The following is a 16,432-nucleotide window of genomic DNA, read 5'->3' as shown; positions in this document are numbered from 1 at the left end:
GCCTAGGGCACCAACGGTCGTGAGCGCTGTCGAAGCGCTCGATATGGGCGAGCCACAGGGTTCGCACGCTTTCTTACGCCGCAGGAGAGACTGGTAATGGCTCAGCAGGTGAGTGGTCGTCAACCGCGCTACAAGCGCATTCTGCTCAAACTCAGCGGCGAGGCCCTGATGGGGTCGGAAGATTTCGGCATCGATCCCAAGGTACTGGATCGCATGGCGCTGGAAGTCGGCCAGTTGGTCGGTATCGGCGTACAGGTCGGCCTGGTGATCGGTGGCGGCAACCTGTTCCGCGGCGCAGCGCTGAGCGCCGCCGGCATGGATCGGGTCACCGGTGATCATATGGGTATGCTGGCCACGGTGATGAATGCCCTGGCCATGCGCGACGCCCTGGAGCGCTCGAATATTCCCGCGCTGGTCATGTCGGCCATCTCGATGGTCGGGGTCACCGATCACTATGATCGTCGCAAGGCCATGCGCCATCTGAAAACCGGTGAGGTGGTGATTTTCGCCGCTGGCACTGGCAACCCTTTCTTCACCACCGACTCGGCCGCCTGCCTGCGGGCAATCGAGATCGACGCCGATGTGGTGCTGAAGGCAACCAAGGTGGATGGTGTGTACACTGCCGATCCATTCAAGGATCCGCATGCGGAAAAATTCGATCGCCTCACCTATGACGAGGTATTGGATCGCAAGTTGGGCGTGATGGATCTGACGGCCATCTGCCTGTGCCGTGACCACAGCATGCCGCTGCGTGTTTTCAATATGAACAAGCCGGGTGCCCTGCTCAATGTCGTGGTGGGTGGCGCCGAAGGTACTTTGGTCGAGGAAAGTAAGTAATGATCAACGAAATCAAGAAAGACGCTCAGGTGCGCATGCAGAAGAGCCTGGAATCGCTTGCCCACGCATTCAGCCGCATCCGTACCGGTCAGGCTCACCCGAGCATCCTCGGTGGGGTGATGGTGCCTTACTACGGCGTTGATACGCCTTTGAATCAGGTTGCCAGCGTAACCGTAAAAGACTCGCGTACCCTGCAGGTCGTGGCGTTCGAGCGCAGCATGCTGTCTGCCGTGGACAAAGCGATTCAGAGCTCCGGTCTGGGCTTCAATCCGACCAACCTCGGCGAACTGCTGCTGATTTCCATGCCGGCGCTGACCGAAGAAACCCGCAAGGGCTTCACCAAGCAGGCGCGTGACGCTGCAGAAGACGGCCGTGTGGCCGTGCGCAATATCCGTCGTGATGCCCTGAGCCAGCTCAAGGATCTGGTCAAGGAAAAGGAAATCAGCGAAGACGAAGAGCGTCGCGCCGCTGACGACATCCAGAAGCTGACCGACAAGTTTGTGGGCGAGATCGAAGTTGCCGTCAAGCAGAAAGAAGCGGATCTGATGGCCGTCTGACGGCCAGGAAGTCGCCATGGACAATTCCAAAGTCGGTGCCGTGATGGCCGTTCCACGGCATGTGGCGATCATTATGGATGGTAATAACCGCTGGGCGCGCAAGCGCCTGCTGCCCGGTGTGGCCGGGCACAAGGCGGGCGTCGATGCGGTGCGTGCGGTGATCGAGGTGTGCGCTGAATCCGGGGTCGAGGTGTTGACTCTGTTCGCGTTCTCCAGTGAGAACTGGCAGCGGCCTGCCGAAGAGGTCGGAGCTCTGATGGAGTTGTTCCTCAGTGCCTTGCGGCGGGAAACCCGCAAGCTCGACGAGAACGGTATCAGCCTGCGCATCATCGGTGATCGTTCGCGCTTTCATCCTGAGCTGCAGGCCGCCATGCGAGAGGCCGAGGCCAAGACGTCGGGCGCCGCTGGCGAAAAACGCTTCATCCTGCAAATCGCCGCGAACTACGGTGGTCAATGGGATATCGCCCAGGCTGCCCAGCGCCTTGCGCGGGAAGTTCAGGGCGGGCATCTGCAACCTGAAGACATCACCCCAGGCCTGCTGCAAAGCTGTCTGGTCACGGGCGAGTTGCCGTTGCCCGATCTGTGCATCCGCACGGGTGGTGAGCACCGGGTCAGCAATTTCCTGCTCTGGCAGATGGCCTATAGTGAGCTGTACTTCTCCGACCTGCTATGGCCGGACTTCAAACACGACGCCATGCGCGCAGCGCTGGCGGATTTCGCCAAGCGTCAGCGACGCTTTGGCAAAACCAGTGAACAAGTCGAAGCCGAGGCCCGCGCCTGATGCTCAAGCAACGAATCATTACGGCGCTGATCCTGTTGCCGATCGCCCTGGCGGGGTTCTTCCTGCTCGAAGGTGGCGCATTCGCGCTGTTCATCGCCGCGGTGGTGGTGCTCGGTGCCTGGGAATGGGCGCGCCTGGCCGGTTTCGCCACTCAGCCGCTGCGTATCGCCTACGCGGCGCTGGTGGCGCTGCTGTTGTACCTGTTGCACGGTTTGCCGACGCTGGCGCCCTGGGTATTGGCTGTGGGCGTGCTGTGGTGGGCGTTCGCGACCTTTCTGGTGCTCAATTATCCGGATAGCAACCGTTACTGGGGCGGCCCGCCTGGCCGCTTGCTGATTGGCCTGTTGATTCTCTTGCCGGCCTGGCAAGGTCTGGTGGTGCTGAAGCAGTGGCAACTGGCCAATTGGCTGATTCTGGCGGTCATGGCGTTGGTCTGGGTGGCGGATATCGGGGCCTATTTCTCCGGTAAGCGTTTCGGCAAGCGCAAGCTGGCTCCGCAGGTCAGCCCTGGCAAGAGCTGGGAAGGTTTGATCGGTGGTTTGTTGCTCAGTTTGCTGCTGACCGTCGTGGTCGGTGTCTACCGCGACTGGTCGTTTGCTACGTTCTTGCTGGCGCTGCCGGCGGCTGCATTGGTGGTGCTGATTTCAGTAGTCGGTGATCTGACCGAGAGCATGTTCAAGCGCCAGTCCGGTATCAAGGACAGCAGTAACCTGTTGCCTGGGCATGGCGGCGTGCTCGATCGTATCGACAGCCTGACGGCGGCCGTGCCGGTATTTGCCGTACTGCTGTTGCTCGCCGGCTGGGGCACGCTGTGACTCAGGTGCAACTCATTACCGTTCTTGGTGCGACGGGTTCCATCGGTCTCAGTACGCTCGACGTCATTGCTCGGCATCCCTCGCGGTATCAGGTGTTTGCCCTGACCGCGTTCAGCCGCGTGGCTGAGCTGGAGGCGCTATGCCTGATTCATCGTCCAGGTTTCGCCGTCGTTGCGGATGCGCAGGCGGCGAACGACCTGCAGGCTCGTCTGCGCCTGGCTGGCCTCGATACTCGCGTGCTGTTTGGCGAAGCAGGATTGTGTGAGGTCTCCGCGCATGCCGAGGTAGACGCCGTGATGGCGGCCATCGTGGGTGCGGCGGGGCTCAAGCCGACCCTGGCTGCGGTGGAGGCAGGCAAGAAGGTCTTGCTGGCCAACAAGGAAGCGCTGGTGATGTCGGGCGCGCTGTTCATGCGTGCGGTGCGTCAGAGCGGCGCTGTGCTGCTGCCTATCGACAGCGAGCACAACGCGATTTTCCAGTGCCTCCCTCAGGATTACGCTCGTGGCCTGCAGCCGGTCGGCGTGCGGCGTATTCTGCTGACTGCATCTGGCGGGCCGTTCCGGGAAACCTCGGCCGAGGCGTTGCATGCGGTCACGCCCGAGCAGGCCTGTGCTCATCCCAATTGGTCGATGGGACGCAAGATTTCCGTCGACTCGGCCAGCATGATGAATAAAGGGCTGGAGCTGATCGAGGCCTGCTGGCTGTTCGACGCGCGCCCCAGGCAGGTCGAGGTGGTGATCCATCCGCAGAGCGTCATTCATTCTCTGGTCGATTACGTCGATGGTTCGGTGCTCGCACAGTTGGGCAACCCCGACATGCGTACGCCCATCGCCCACGCCCTGGCCTGGCCGCAGCGCATCGATTCCGGCGTTGCGCCGCTGGATCTGCTCGCGGTGGCACGGCTGGACTTTCAAGCCCCCGACGATACCCGCTTCCCTTGCCTGCGCCTGGCGCGGCAGGCGGCAGAGGCGGGCGGCAGTGCGCCAGCCATGCTCAATGCGGCGAATGAAGTAGCGGTGGCGGCATTTCTCGAACGGCGGATTCGCTTTACCGATATCGCGCGTATCATTGACGGCGTTCTTGAAGCCGAGCCGGCTGTTGCGGTGGAGTGCCTCGACGCTGTGCTCGAGGCCGACCGCCGTGCGCGGGAATTGGCTGGGCAGTGGTTGAATCGTGGAGAGGTGGCATGAGCGCGCTGTATATGATCGTTGGCACCCTGATTGCGCTCGGGGTGCTGGTGACTTTTCATGAGTACGGTCATTTCTGGGTTGCCCGACGCTGTGGCGTCAAGGTGCTGCGTTTTTCGGTGGGCTTCGGTACGCCGCTGGTGCGCTGGCATGATCGCCAGGGTACGGAGTTCGTGATCGCCGCGATCCCGCTCGGTGGCTACGTGAAGATGCTCGATGAGCGCGAAGGCGACGTGCCGCCGGCGCTGGCCGAGCAGTCGTTCAATCGCAAGACCGTCGGGCAGCGCATCGCCATCGTGGCGGCAGGTCCGGCGGCCAACTTCGCACTGGCGCTGGTATTCTTCTGGCTGGTCGCCATGCTCGGCAGCCAGCAGGTGCGCCCGGTCATCGGCGCGGTCGAGGCTGGCAGCCTGGCCCAGGTCGCCGGTCTGCAGGTTGGCGAAGAGATCGTGTCGGTCAACGGCAAGGCGACTTCTGGCTGGTCGGCGGTGAATCTGCAACTGGTGCGCCGTCTCGGCGAAAGCGGCGAGCTGGAAATTGCCACGCGTCATACGGATGGCGGCGCTGACACGCTGCATCGCATCGATCTGGATAACTGGCTGCGCGGCGCCAATGAGCCGGATCCGATCGCTTCGCTGGGCATTCGTCCGTGGCGCCCGAGCCTTGAACCGGTGCTGGCCGAGTTCGATCCGCAGGGGCCTGCGCAAGCTGCCGGCCTGCGTGTGGGCGACCGCCTGCTAGCGCTCGATGAACAGCCTCTGGTCGACTGGCAGGATCTGGTCGATCGTGTTCGTGGGTTGCCGGGGCAATCGGTATCGATTTCGCTGGAGCGCGATGGGCAGCGTCTGGACGTGCCCGTCACTCTGGCTTCTCGCGGTGAGGGTGGGGCGGCCAGTGGTTATCTGGGCGCCGGTGTCGCTGCTGCCCAATGGCCGGCGGAAATGCTTCGCGAGGTCAGCTACGGCCCGCTGGAGGCCATCGGCGAAGGGGCGTCACGTACCTGGACAATGAGCGTTCTGACCCTCGATTCACTGAAGAAAATGCTGTTCGGCGAGCTCTCGGTAAAAAACTTGAGCGGGCCGATAACCATTGCTAAAGTGGCGGGCGCTTCGGCCGAGTCAGGCCTCGGGGACTTCTTGAATTTCCTCGCCTACCTGAGTATCAGTCTGGGCGTTCTCAATTTGCTGCCTATTCCGGTTCTGGATGGCGGGCATCTGCTTTATTACCTGGTCGAGTGGGTACGGGGTCGTCCGCTCTCCGAACGGGTGCAGGGTTGGGGGATGCAGATTGGCATCAGCCTGGTGATCGGGGTGATGCTGCTGGCTCTGGTCAATGACCTGGGGCGCCTGTGACCTCTGCTGAATTACATATCTTTCGTCTCGAACGACTGATTTCTTATCGTTAGTTGGAATAAGAAAGGACTTCATGAAACGTCTGCTGCTACCTGCGGTTCTTGCCGCATTGATGATCGCCGAAGTTCACGCCGAGTCCTTCACCATCTCCGATATTCGCGTAAACGGCCTGCAACGCGTCTCCGCGGGCAGCCTGTTTGGCGCGCTGCCATTGAACGTGGGCGAGTCGGCCGACGACCGCACGCTGGTCGAAGCGACCCGCGAACTGTTCAAAACCGGTTTCTTCCAGGACATCCAGCTGGGTCGCGATGGCAACGTGCTGGTCATCACCGTGGTCGAGCGTCCGTCGATTTCCAGTATCGAGATCGAAGGCAACAAGGCCATCAGCAGCGATGACCTGCTCAAGGGTCTGAACCAGTCCGGTCTGTCCGAAGGCGAAATTTTCCAACGTGCCACCCTCGAAGGCGTACGGAACGAACTGCAGCGCCAGTATGTGGCCCAGGGGCGATATTCTGCCGAGATCGATGCCGAAGTGATCCCGCAGCCGCGTAACCGTGTCGCGCTGAAGATCAATATCAACGAAGGCACCGTCGCGGCCATCCAGCACATCAACGTGGTGGGCAACAATGTCTTCTCCGATGAGGATCTCAACGATCTGTTCGAGCTGAAGACCACCAACTGGCTGTCGTTCTTCCGCAACGATGACAAGTACGCCCGTGAAAAACTCTCCGGTGACCTGGAGCGACTGCGTTCCTACTATCTGGATCGCGGCTACATCAACATGGACATCACCTCCACTCAGGTGTCCATCACGCCGGACAAGAAGCACGTCTACATCACCGTCAACATCGATGAAGGCGAGAAGTACACTGTCCGCGACGTGAAGCTTTCCGGCGATCTCAAGGTGCCGGAAGAAGAAGTCCGTGCCCTGCTGCTGGTCAAGGAAGGTCAAGTGTTCTCGCGCAAGGTCATGACCACCACCAGCGAGCTGATCACCCGCCGCCTGGGTAACGAGGGTTACACCTTCGCCAACGTCAACGGCGTGCCCGAGCCGCATGATGATGACAACTCGGTATCGATCACTTTCGTCGTCGATCCGGGCAAGCGTGCCTACGTCAATCGCATCAACTTCCGTGGCAACACCAAGACCGAAGACGAAGTGCTGCGCCGCGAAATGCGCCAGATGGAAGGCGGCTGGGCTTCGACCTACCTGATCGACCAGTCCAAGGTGCGTCTGGAGCGTCTGGGCTTCTTCAAGGAAGTCAACGTCGAGACCCCGCAAGTACCGGGTACCGATGACCAGATCGACGTCAACTACAGCGTCGAGGAGCAGGCTTCCGGTTCCATCACCGCCAGCGTCGGTTTTGCGCAGAACGCCGGTCTGATCCTGGGTGGTTCGATCACTCAGAACAACTTCCTGGGTAGTGGTAATCGCGTCAGCCTTGGCCTGACCCGGAGTGAATACCAGACCCGCTATAACTTCAGTTTCACCGACCCTTACTGGACCGAGGACGGTGTGAGTCTGGGCTATAACGCCTTCTACCGCACCACCGACTACGATGAGCTCGATGTCGATGTATCCAGTTACTCGGTCGACAGCCTGGGTGCCGGTATCAATATCGGTTATCCGATCAGCGAGACCTCTCGCCTGAGCTACGGCCTGACCGTGCAGCAGGATGAAATCAACACCGGTCGCTATACCGTCGACGAGATCTTCGACTTCACCGAGCAGGAAGGCGAGAAGTACCTGAACTTCAAAGCGTCCGTCGGCTGGTCCGAATCCACCCTGAACCGTGGCGTGCTGGCCAACCGCGGTCATTCGCAGAGTCTGGTGTTCGAGACCACCGTGCCGGGCAGCGACCTGTCGTTCTACAAACTCGACTACCGTGGCCAGGTGTTCAAGCCGCTAACCGATACCTACACCATGCGTTTCCATACGCAGTTGGGTTATGGCGGGGCCTTCGGCTCCACCAATAAGTTGCCGTTCTACGAGAACTACTATGCCGGTGGTTTCAACTCGGTGCGCGGTTTTGAAGACAGCAGCCTTGGCCCGCGCAGTACTCCAAGTGACGGTACCAAGCCAGGCACTATCCGCGACCCGGATCAGGATCCGCTGCCGTTCGGTGGTAACGTGCTGATCCAGGGCGGTGCCGAGTTGTTGTTCCCGTTGCCGTTCGTCAAGGATCAACGTTCGCTGCGTACCGCTCTGTTCTGGGATGTGGGTAATGTGTTCGATACCGACTGCAATTCCAACCAGAAGCGACGTGGCGATAGCTGCGACATCGATTTCGGCAATCTGGCCAGCTCGGTTGGCGTGGGGGTCACCTGGATCACGGCCCTCGGTCCGTTGAGCTTCAGCCTGGCGATGCCGGTGAAGAAACCGGACGACGCCGATACTCAGGTATTCCAGTTCTCCCTCGGCCAGACGTTCTAAGCGTCTGCTCATGAATCACGAAGACAGTTTTTCTGCAGGAGTTGCACCGTGCGTAAGTTGACTCAACTGGTTCTGTTAAGCGCCGCTCTGCTGGCCACCCCGGCATTCGCGGAAATGAAGGTTGCGGTACTCAATTATCAGATGGCCTTGCTCGAATCCGACGCTGCCAAGCGTTATGCCGTGGATGCCGAAAAGAAATTCGGCCCGCAGTTGAACAAGCTCAAGGCCCTGGAAAGTGATGCCCAGCGCATTCAGGATCGCGTCGTCAAGGACGGCGACAAGATGCAGACTGCCGAACGCGAGCGTCTCGAACTGGACTTCAAACAGAAGGCCCGTGACTTCCAGTTCCAGTCCAAGGAGCTGAACGAAGCCAAGGCTGCCGCTGACCGCGATATGCTCAAGAAGCTCAAACCCAACCTGGACAAGGCTGTTGAGGAGGTCATCAAGGCCGGCAATTTCGACCTGGTGCTGGAGCGTGGCGCAGTGATCGATGTCAAACCGCAGTTCGACATCACTCGCCAGGTCATCGAGCGCATGAACCAGATGCGTTGATGATGTCCATACCTGTATTCACCCTTGGCCAGTTGGCCGAGCGGTTGGGTGCCACTGTGCGTGGCGCCGCGGATCAGACGGTCGACGGGCTGGCAACCTTACAGGATGCCGGCCCGTCTCAGCTGACGTTCCTGGCGAACGCTCAGTACCGTAAGCACCTGAGTCGCTGTCAGGCCGCTGCCGTGTTGCTGACTGCCGCTGATGCCGAAGGTTTTACCGGCAATGCCTTGATCGTCGCCAATCCCTACCTGGCCTACGCTTCGCTGTCCCACCTGTTCGATCGCAAGCCCAGGGCGGCGGCGGGTATTCATCCCACCGCGCTGGTGGCCGACGATGCCCAGGTCGATCCAACTGCCGCTATCGGGCCCTATGTGGTGATCGAGAGCGGTGCGAAGATCGGTGCAGGCGTATCGCTGGGCGCTCATTGCGTAGTCGGCGCGCGCTCCGAGATCGCTGAGGGCGGCTGGTTGGCACCGCGGGTTACGTTGTACCACGACGTGCGTATCGGTAAGCGAGTCGTCATTCAGTCGGGCGCGGTGATCGGCGGCGAGGGCTTCGGCTTCGCCAACGAGAAGGGCGTCTGGCAAAAGATCGCCCAGATCGGCGGTGTGAGCATCGGCGACGACGTCGAGATCGGGGCCAACACCACCCTCGATCGTGGCGCGCTGTCCGACACCCGCATCGGCAACGGCGTGAAGCTGGATAACCAGATCATGATCGCGCACAACGTGCAGGTCGGTGACAACACGGCGATGGCTGCCTGCGTCGGTATTTCCGGCAGTACCTCGATCGGCAAGAACTGCATGATCGCTGGCGGCGTTGGCATGGTCGGGCACATCGATGTGTGCGACGGCGTATTCGTGACAGGCATGACCATGGTCACGCGCTCGATCACCGAGCCGGGTGCCTACTCATCGGGTACCGCCATGCAACCTGCGGGCGAGTGGAAGAAAAGCGTGGCGCGTATCCGCCAGCTGGACGACATGGCACGGCGTGTGAAGCAGTTGGAAAAACAGCTGAATGCCGTGACCTCGAGCGGGAATGCCTCATCTGATGCCTGAGTCTGCTGATGGCTGGCTCTCTTCTTTTTATTACGGGCTTCTCTGGAAATGATGGACATCAACGAAATTCGCGAATACTTGCCGCACCGTTACCCGTTTCTGCTGGTGGATCGGGTTACGGATCTGGATCTTGAAGGCAAGAGCGTTCGTGCCTATAAGAATGTCAGCGTCAATGAGCCATTCTTCAATGGCCATTTCCCCGAGCACCCGATCATGCCTGGTGTCCTCATCATCGAGGCCATGGCGCAAGCCGCCGGCATTCTGGGTTTCAAGATGATGGACGTGAAGCCTGCCGACGGCACGCTCTACTACTTTGTCGGCTCCGATAAACTACGCTTCCGTCAGCCGGTAGTACCTGGCGACCAACTGATCCTCGAGGCCAAGTTCCTCAGCAGCAAGCGCAGCATCTGGAAGTTCGAATGCAAGGCCACGGTCGATGGCAAGGAAGTATGCTCGGCCGAAATCATCTGTGCGGAACGCAAGTTATGAGTTTGATTGACCCTCGCGCCATCATCGATCCCAGCGCCAAGCTGGCAGACGACGTCGTCGTCGGCCCTTGGTCGATTATTGGGCCCGACGTAGAAATTGGCGAGGGCTGCGTGCTGGGTCCCAATGTGATCATCAAGGGGCCTACCCGTATCGGGAAGCACAACCGGATCTATCAGTTCGCCTCGCTTGGCGAGGACACTCCGGATCGCAAGTACAAGGGCGAGCCTACGCGTCTGGTCATCGGTGATCACAACATCATCCGTGAAGGCGTGACCATGCATCGTGGTACCGTTCAGGATCGTGACGAAACCACGATCGGTGACCACAACCTGATCATGGCCTATGCCCATATCGGTCATGACAGTGTCGTCGGCAACAACTGCATTCTGGTCAACAACGTGGCGCTGGCCGGGCACGTACACATCGGCGATTGGGCGATCCTTTCCGGCTATACCCTGGTTCATCAGTTCTGCCACATCGGTGCGCATGCCTTCGCTGGCATGGGCGCGGCGATCGGCAAGGACGTTCCGGCTTATGTCACCGTATCCGGCAACCCCGCCGAGGCGCGCAGCATGAACTTCGAAGGCTTGCGCCGTCGTGGGTTCAGCTCCGAGGCGATGCAGGCGCTGCGTCGTGCCTACAAAATCGTCTACCGCCAGGGTTTCACCATCGAAGAAGCGCTGGTGGAACTGGAAGACGTGGCAACGCAATTCTCCGAAGTAGCGGTTTTCCGTGACTCCATCCTGACCTCCAGCCGCGGCATCACCCGCTGACCCATGGCTGAAGTATTGCGTGTCGCGCTGGTCGCCGGCGAGGCATCCGGCGATATTCTTGGCGCAGGCCTGATGCAGGCGCTGAAAATCCAGCACCCCAATGTCGAGTTCATCGGCGTCGGCGGCCCGCGCATGCAGGCCGAGGGGCTGGTCAGCGATTTTCCCATGGAGCGCCTGGCGGTCATGGGCCTGGTCGAGGTGCTCGGCCGTTTGCCTGAACTGCTGTCACGCCGTCGTCGCCTGGTCGCCAGCCTGATCGAACGCAAACCCGATGTGTTCATCGGCATCGACGCGCCTGACTTCACCCTCGGTGTCGAACTCAAGCTACGCCGTGCCGGTATTCGCACCGTGCATTACGTCAGCCCCTCGGTCTGGGCCTGGCGGCAGAAGCGCGTGCTGAAAATTCGCGATGCCTGCGACCTGATGCTCACTCTGTTTCCGTTCGAGGCGCAGTTCTACGAGGCGCACCAGGTGCCCGTGTGCTTTGTCGGGCATCCGCTGGCTGATGCCATTCCGCTGCAGGCGGATCGCCCTGCTGCCCGAGAGATGCTGGGACTGCCCGTCGATGCTCCCGTGGTGGCTCTGCTACCGGGTAGCCGCGGTGGTGAAGTGTCGCGCCTCGGCAGCCTGTTCCTCGATGCCGCCGAGCGACTGCGCGCACTGCGCCCTGGCGTGCGTTTCGTATTGCCCTGTGCCAGCCCGGAGCGTCGCCAACAGCTCGAGCAGATGCTCGGTGGCCGTGACCTGCCGCTGTTGCTGCTCGATGGTCGCTCCCACGACGCCCTGGCTGCTTGCGATGCGGTGCTGATCGCGTCCGGCACCGCCACGCTCGAGGCGCTGCTGTACAAGCGGCCGATGGTGGTGGCCTATCGTGTGGCACCCATGACCTTCAGCATCCTCAAGCGTCTGGTGAAAAGCCCTTATATCTCGCTGCCCAACCTGCTCGCGCAGCGGCTCCTGGTGCCCGAGCTGATTCAGGATGCCGCCACTGCCGACGCGCTGGCCCAGACTGTGGCACCGCTGCTGGTCGATGGCGTGGTGCAGACCGAAGGCTTCGATGCCATTCACCGTACCCTGCGACGTGGTGCCTCCGAGCGCGCCGCTGTCGCAGTGCTCGATTTGCTGGGGCGTCGCTGATGCAATTGGGTCTGGATTTCTCGACAGTCGAAGAACTGGTCGCCGGTGTCGACGAAGTTGGCCGCGGCCCCTTGTGCGGTGCGGTGGTTACTGCCGCGGTGATTCTCGATCCGGCGCGGCCGATCCTTGGCCTCAACGATTCCAAGAAACTCAGTGAGGCGCGCCGCGAGAAGCTGTTCGATGAAATCCGCGAAAAGGCCCTGGCCTGGTGCATTGCCCGCGCCGAAGTGGAGGAGATCGACCAACTGAATATTCTGCATGCCACCATGCTGGCCATGCAGCGCGCCGTCGAAGGCCTGAGTGTTACACCGAAGCTGGCGCTGATCGATGGCAATCGCTGCCCGAAGCTGTCCGTACCCAGCGCCGCTGTTGTGCAGGGTGACGGTCGCGTGCCGGCCATCGCTGCTGCGTCGATCCTCGCCAAGGTCAGCCGGGATCGCGAAATGCGTGAGCTCGATGCCCTCTATCCGGGTTACGGTATCGCCCTGCACAAGGGGTACCCGACGCCCGTGCACCTGGAGGCTCTGCTTCGCCTGGGCCCGACTCCGATCCACCGGCGCTCCTTCGCGCCGGTACGCCGCCTGCTGGAAGCCGCAACCGGTAACTGAGCGCACTCAGCCCACTGCCCCTGCTTCCAGTTACGGTACAATCCGCGTTTTGTCGCTTTTCCTGCAGGGCTTTTTCATGGCTGTTTCGTTCGTTCATCTTCGCCTGCACACCGAGTATTCCCTGGTCGACGGTCTGGTTCGCGTCAAACCCCTGGTCAAGGCCGTGGCCGGTTCGGGCATGCCTGCCGTGGCCGTCACCGACATGAGCAACATGTGCTCGCTGGTGAAGTTCTACAAAGCCGCCATGGGTGCAGGCATCAAGCCGATTTGCGGCGCCGATATCTGGCTCGCCAGCGCCTACGAAGATGGCCCGTTGACCCGTATGACCCTGCTGGCGATGAACCCCAAGGGTTATCGCAACCTTACCGAGCTGGTTTCCCGCGGCTGGAGTGAAGGGCAGAGCAATGACCTGGTGATCATCCAGCGCGACTGGGTGAAGGCTGCCAGCGAGGGCTTGATCGCGCTGTCCGGTGCCAAGGAGGGTGAGATCGGTCATGCCCTGCTCGATGGCGAACAGGCCAAGGCCGAAGCGCTGCTGCAGGAATGGCAGGCGGTGTTCCCAGGGCGCTTCTACCTGGAAGTACAGCGCACCAGTCGCGTCAATGATGAAGAGCATGTACACACTGCTGTGGCTCTGGCGGACAAGCTTGGTGCGCCTCTGGTCGCGACCAACGATGTGCGTTTTCTCAAACAGGGCGATTTCGAAGCCCACGAAACTCGCGTATGCATCGGTGAAAGCCGCATCCTCGACGACCCACGTCGACCGCGCATCTATTCCGACCAGCAGTACCTGAAGTCGCCGGAAGAAATGGCCGAGCTGTTCAGCGATCTGCCCGATGCGCTGGAAAACACCGTCGAGATCGCCAAGCGCTGCAATATCGAAGTGCTGCTGGGCAAGTACTTCCTGCCGGATTTCCCGGTTCCGGAAGGCATGACCATCGACGAGTATTTCCGCAAGGTGTCGTTCGATGGCCTGGAGGAACGCCTGGAAGTCCTGTTGCCCAAGGACACGCCGGACTACGACGCGAAGAAGCAGGTCTATATCGACCGGCTGAATTTCGAACTGGATATCATCATCCAGATGGGTTTCCCCGGTTACTTCCTGATCGTTATGGACTTCATCCAGTGGGCCAAGAGCAATGGCGTGCCCGTCGGCCCGGGCCGTGGTTCGGGTGCCGGCTCGCTGGTGGCCTACGTGCAGAAGATCACCGACCTGGATCCACTGGCCTACGATCTGCTGTTCGAACGCTTCCTCAACCCAGAACGTGTATCCATGCCCGACTTCGACGTCGACTTCTGCATGGATGGCCGTGACCGGGTCATCGACTACGTGGCCGAGAAGTACGGCCGTAATGCGGTGAGCCAGATCATCACCTTCGGCTCGATGGCGGCCAAGGCGGTGGTACGCGACGTGGCTCGGGTGCAGGGCAAGTCCTACGGCCTGGCCGATCGCCTGTCGAAGATGATTCCGTTCGAAGTCGGCATGACCCTGGAAAAGGCCTTCGAGATGGAGGAGCCGCTGCGCGACTTCCTCAAGAACGACGAAGAGGCCGCCGAAATCTGGGACATGTCCCTCAAGCTCGAGGGCATCGTCCGCGGTACCGGCAAGCACGCCGGGGGCGTGGTGATCGCGCCGACCAAGCTTACCGACTTTTCGCCGATCGCCTGTGATGAAGAGGGCGCCGGCCTGGTGACCCAGTTCGACAAGGATGACGTCGAGCAGGCTGGCCTGGTGAAGTTCGACTTCCTCGGCCTGCGTACGTTGACCATCATCAAATGGGCGCTGGAGACCATCCATCGCGATCAGCGTGCTGCCGGTGAGCCGGAAGAGAAACTGATCAACATCGATTTCATCCCGCTGGACGACAAGCCGACCTATCAGATGCTGCAGAAAGCGGAGACCACCGCGGTCTTCCAGCTCGAATCGCGTGGCATGAAGGAGCTGATCAAGAAGCTCAAACCCGACTGCCTGGAAGACATGATCGCACTGGTGGCGCTGTTCCGTCCCGGTCCGCTGCAGTCCGGCATGGTGGACGACTTCATCAACCGTAAGCACGGCCGTGCCGAGCTGTCGTACCCGCACCCTGATTACCAGTACGCGGGCCTGGAACCCGTGCTCAAGCCGACCTACGGGATCATCCTCTACCAGGAACAGGTGATGCAGATCGCCCAGGTCATGGGCGGTTATACCCTCGGTCAGGCGGACATGCTGCGCCGCGCCATGGGTAAGAAGAAGCCCGAGGAAATGGCCAAGCAGCGCGGCGGTTTCATCGAGGGTTGCGCCAACAACGGCATCGATGCCGAGCTGGCGGGCAACATCTTCGACCTGGTGGAAAAATTCGCCGGTTACGGTTTCAACAAGTCTCACTCGGCGGCCTACGGCCTGGTTTCCTATCAGACGGCCTGGCTGAAGGCGCATTACCCGGCACCGTTCATGGCAGCGGTACTGTCGGCGGACATGCACAACACCGACAAGGTGGTGATCCTCATCGAGGAATGCCGCAGCATGAAGCTGCGCATCGACCCGCCAGACGTGAATGCCTCCGAGTTCAAGTTCACCGTCAGTCATGACGCGAATAATGTCCCGCGGATTCTCTATGGTCTGGGTGCGGTCAAGGGCGTTGGCGAGGGCCCGGTGGAGGCCATCGTCGAAGCGCGTCAGGGCGGCCCGTTCAAGGATCTGTTCGATTTCTGCTCGCGTGTCGACCTCAAACGCATCAACAAGCGCACCATGGACGCGTTGGTTCGCAGCGGTGCACTGGATCGCCTGGGCCCGCATTTTTACGACGAGCTCAAGGCCTATCAGGCCAATATCGACCGCAACCGTGCGGTGCTGCTGTCGGCGATGGAGGAGGCCGTGCAGGCCGCCGAGCAGACTGCGCGCAGCCATGACAGCGGGCATATGGATCTGTTCGGCGGCGTGTTCGCCAGCCCTGAGGCGGACGTTTACGCCAACCATCACCGCGCCAAGGAGCTATCGCTCAAGGAGCGCCTCAAGGGCGAGAAGGACACCCTGGGCCTGTACCTGACCGGCCATCCGATCGACGAGTACGAGAGCGAGGTACGGCGTTTCGCCCGCCAACGCATCGTCGACCTCAAGCCGGCACGTGATACCCAGACAGTCGCGGGCCTGATCGTCAACCTGCGGGTGATGAAGAACAAGAAGGGCGACAAGATGGGCTTCATCACCCTGGACGATCGTTCCGGGCGTATCGAAGCCTCGCTGTTCGCCGAGGCCTTCTCCAGCAACCAGGCGCTGCTGCAGAGCGACGCGCTGGTGGTGGTGGAAGGGGAGGTGAGCAACGACGATTTCTCCGGCGGCATGCGCCTGCGCGCCAAACGGGTGATGAGCCTGGAAGAGGCGCGTACCGGCCTGGCCGAGAGCTTGCGCGTGCGCGTGCAGGCCACCGCGCTGAAGGGCGATCGTCTACGCTGGCTGGGCGAGCTGTGCCAACGCCACCGTGGTGCCTGCCCGATCACCCTGGATTACACCGGCGCAGATGCGCGAGCCTTGCTGCAGTTTGGCGAGGACTGGAGAATCGACCCGGCCGACAGCTTGATTCAAGCTTTGCGTGACCAGTTCGGACGAGAAAACGTCTTCCTGCAATACCGCTAGAATTGCGGCGCTGAAATGCGGGGCCAAACAGTCTGTAAAGGCTCCGCACGACGCCCGTGACACTGCATGATCGCCGCTGGCGCGACCGAATCCCTGGGGTTTGGCTGCCGAGCGAATGCCAAAGTGCGTTTGCTGGCATATTCGCTGCCGGAAGTGCCTTGCAAGTGTCGACCTGAATGCGCCTGTTCCTATAAGGTAGGCGCCAAATGGATACACGCTCCCCGGCCCTGTGG

14 protein-coding genes are annotated in these 16,432 nt (G+C 61.0%); all 14 read left to right on the top strand.

Going from position 1 to position 16,432, the window contains the following annotated elements; translation table 11 throughout:
* The first annotated feature begins 96 nt into the window (after positions 1 to 96).
* The 14 genes from pyrH to dnaE all read left to right on the top strand — a co-directional run bounded on the left by pyrH (position 97) and on the right by dnaE (position 16,199).
* Positions 97 to 837, top strand: coding sequence for a UMP kinase (gene pyrH, locus DNK10_RS01035; RefSeq protein ID WP_131180858.1), 741 nt, complete (start codon positions 97 to 99; stop codon positions 835 to 837).
* On the top strand, positions 837 to 1,394 hold the full coding sequence (gene frr, locus DNK10_RS01030; RefSeq protein WP_131180857.1) for a ribosome recycling factor: 558 nt from the start codon (positions 837 to 839) through the stop codon (positions 1,392 to 1,394). The genes pyrH and frr overlap by 1 nt, the downstream gene beginning before the upstream one ends.
* Before the next feature lie 16 nt (positions 1,395 to 1,410).
* Positions 1,411 to 2,175, top strand: coding sequence for a polyprenyl diphosphate synthase (uppS, locus tag DNK10_RS01025; protein WP_131180856.1), 765 nt, complete (start codon positions 1,411 to 1,413; stop codon positions 2,173 to 2,175).
* Positions 2,175 to 2,990: a phosphatidate cytidylyltransferase gene (locus DNK10_RS01020; RefSeq protein ID WP_131190297.1), complete on the top strand. Its 816-nt coding sequence runs from the start codon at positions 2,175 to 2,177 to the stop codon at positions 2,988 to 2,990. Before uppS ends, DNK10_RS01020 begins: the two co-directional genes overlap by 1 nt.
* Positions 2,987 to 4,180 carry a 1-deoxy-D-xylulose-5-phosphate reductoisomerase gene (ispC, locus tag DNK10_RS01015; protein WP_131190296.1) on the top strand — a complete coding sequence of 398 codons (1,194 nt, stop codon included), beginning with the start codon at positions 2,987 to 2,989 and terminating at the stop codon, positions 4,178 to 4,180. Before DNK10_RS01020 ends, ispC begins: the two co-directional genes overlap by 4 nt.
* Positions 4,177 to 5,529, top strand: coding sequence for an RIP metalloprotease RseP (rseP, locus tag DNK10_RS01010; RefSeq protein WP_131180853.1), 1,353 nt, complete (start codon positions 4,177 to 4,179; stop codon positions 5,527 to 5,529). Before ispC ends, rseP begins: the two co-directional genes overlap by 4 nt.
* Before the next feature lie 73 nt (positions 5,530 to 5,602).
* Entirely contained in the window at positions 5,603 to 7,963 is a 2,361-nt protein-coding gene (bamA, locus tag DNK10_RS01005) for an outer membrane protein assembly factor BamA (RefSeq protein ID WP_131180852.1), read from the top strand.
* Positions 7,964 to 8,011: 48 nt separating this feature from the next.
* Positions 8,012 to 8,515 carry an OmpH/Skp family outer membrane protein gene (locus tag DNK10_RS01000; RefSeq protein ID WP_131180851.1) on the top strand — a complete coding sequence of 168 codons (504 nt, stop codon included), beginning with the start codon at positions 8,012 to 8,014 and terminating at the stop codon, positions 8,513 to 8,515.
* Positions 8,515 to 9,576, top strand: a complete 1,062-nt coding sequence (gene lpxD / locus DNK10_RS00995; RefSeq protein ID WP_131190295.1) for a UDP-3-O-(3-hydroxymyristoyl)glucosamine N-acyltransferase — start codon at positions 8,515 to 8,517, stop codon at positions 9,574 to 9,576. The genes DNK10_RS01000 and lpxD overlap by 1 nt, the downstream gene beginning before the upstream one ends.
* 48 nt (positions 9,577 to 9,624) lie before the next feature.
* Entirely contained in the window at positions 9,625 to 10,065 is a 441-nt protein-coding gene (fabZ, locus tag DNK10_RS00990; RefSeq protein ID WP_042555181.1) for a 3-hydroxyacyl-ACP dehydratase FabZ, read from the top strand.
* The gene (lpxA, locus tag DNK10_RS00985) at positions 10,062 to 10,838 is read left to right on the top strand and encodes an acyl-ACP--UDP-N-acetylglucosamine O-acyltransferase (RefSeq protein WP_131180849.1); all 777 of its coding nucleotides are present in this window, start codon (positions 10,062 to 10,064) and stop codon (positions 10,836 to 10,838) included. The genes fabZ and lpxA overlap by 4 nt, the downstream gene beginning before the upstream one ends.
* A 3-nt stretch (positions 10,839 to 10,841) precedes the next feature.
* A complete protein-coding gene (lpxB, locus tag DNK10_RS00980) occupies positions 10,842 to 11,975 on the top strand; it encodes a lipid-A-disaccharide synthase (protein ID WP_131190294.1) in 1,134 nt (377 codons plus the stop codon).
* On the top strand, positions 11,975 to 12,583 hold the full coding sequence (rnhB, locus tag DNK10_RS00975) for a ribonuclease HII (RefSeq protein ID WP_131180847.1): 609 nt from the start codon (positions 11,975 to 11,977) through the stop codon (positions 12,581 to 12,583). The genes lpxB and rnhB overlap by 1 nt, the downstream gene beginning before the upstream one ends.
* Positions 12,584 to 12,659: 76 nt before the next feature.
* Positions 12,660 to 16,199, top strand: coding sequence for a DNA polymerase III subunit alpha (gene dnaE, locus DNK10_RS00970; RefSeq protein ID WP_131190293.1), 3,540 nt, complete (start codon positions 12,660 to 12,662; stop codon positions 16,197 to 16,199).
* Positions 16,200 to 16,432 lie beyond the last annotated feature (233 nt).

The organism is Phytopseudomonas daroniae (genome assembly GCF_004327275.1).
GTDB lineage: Bacteria > Pseudomonadota > Gammaproteobacteria > Pseudomonadales > Pseudomonadaceae > Aquipseudomonas > Aquipseudomonas daroniae.
The sequence above is the reverse complement of the archived record's forward strand: the minus strand, read 5'-3'. Positions and strand labels throughout refer to the sequence as shown.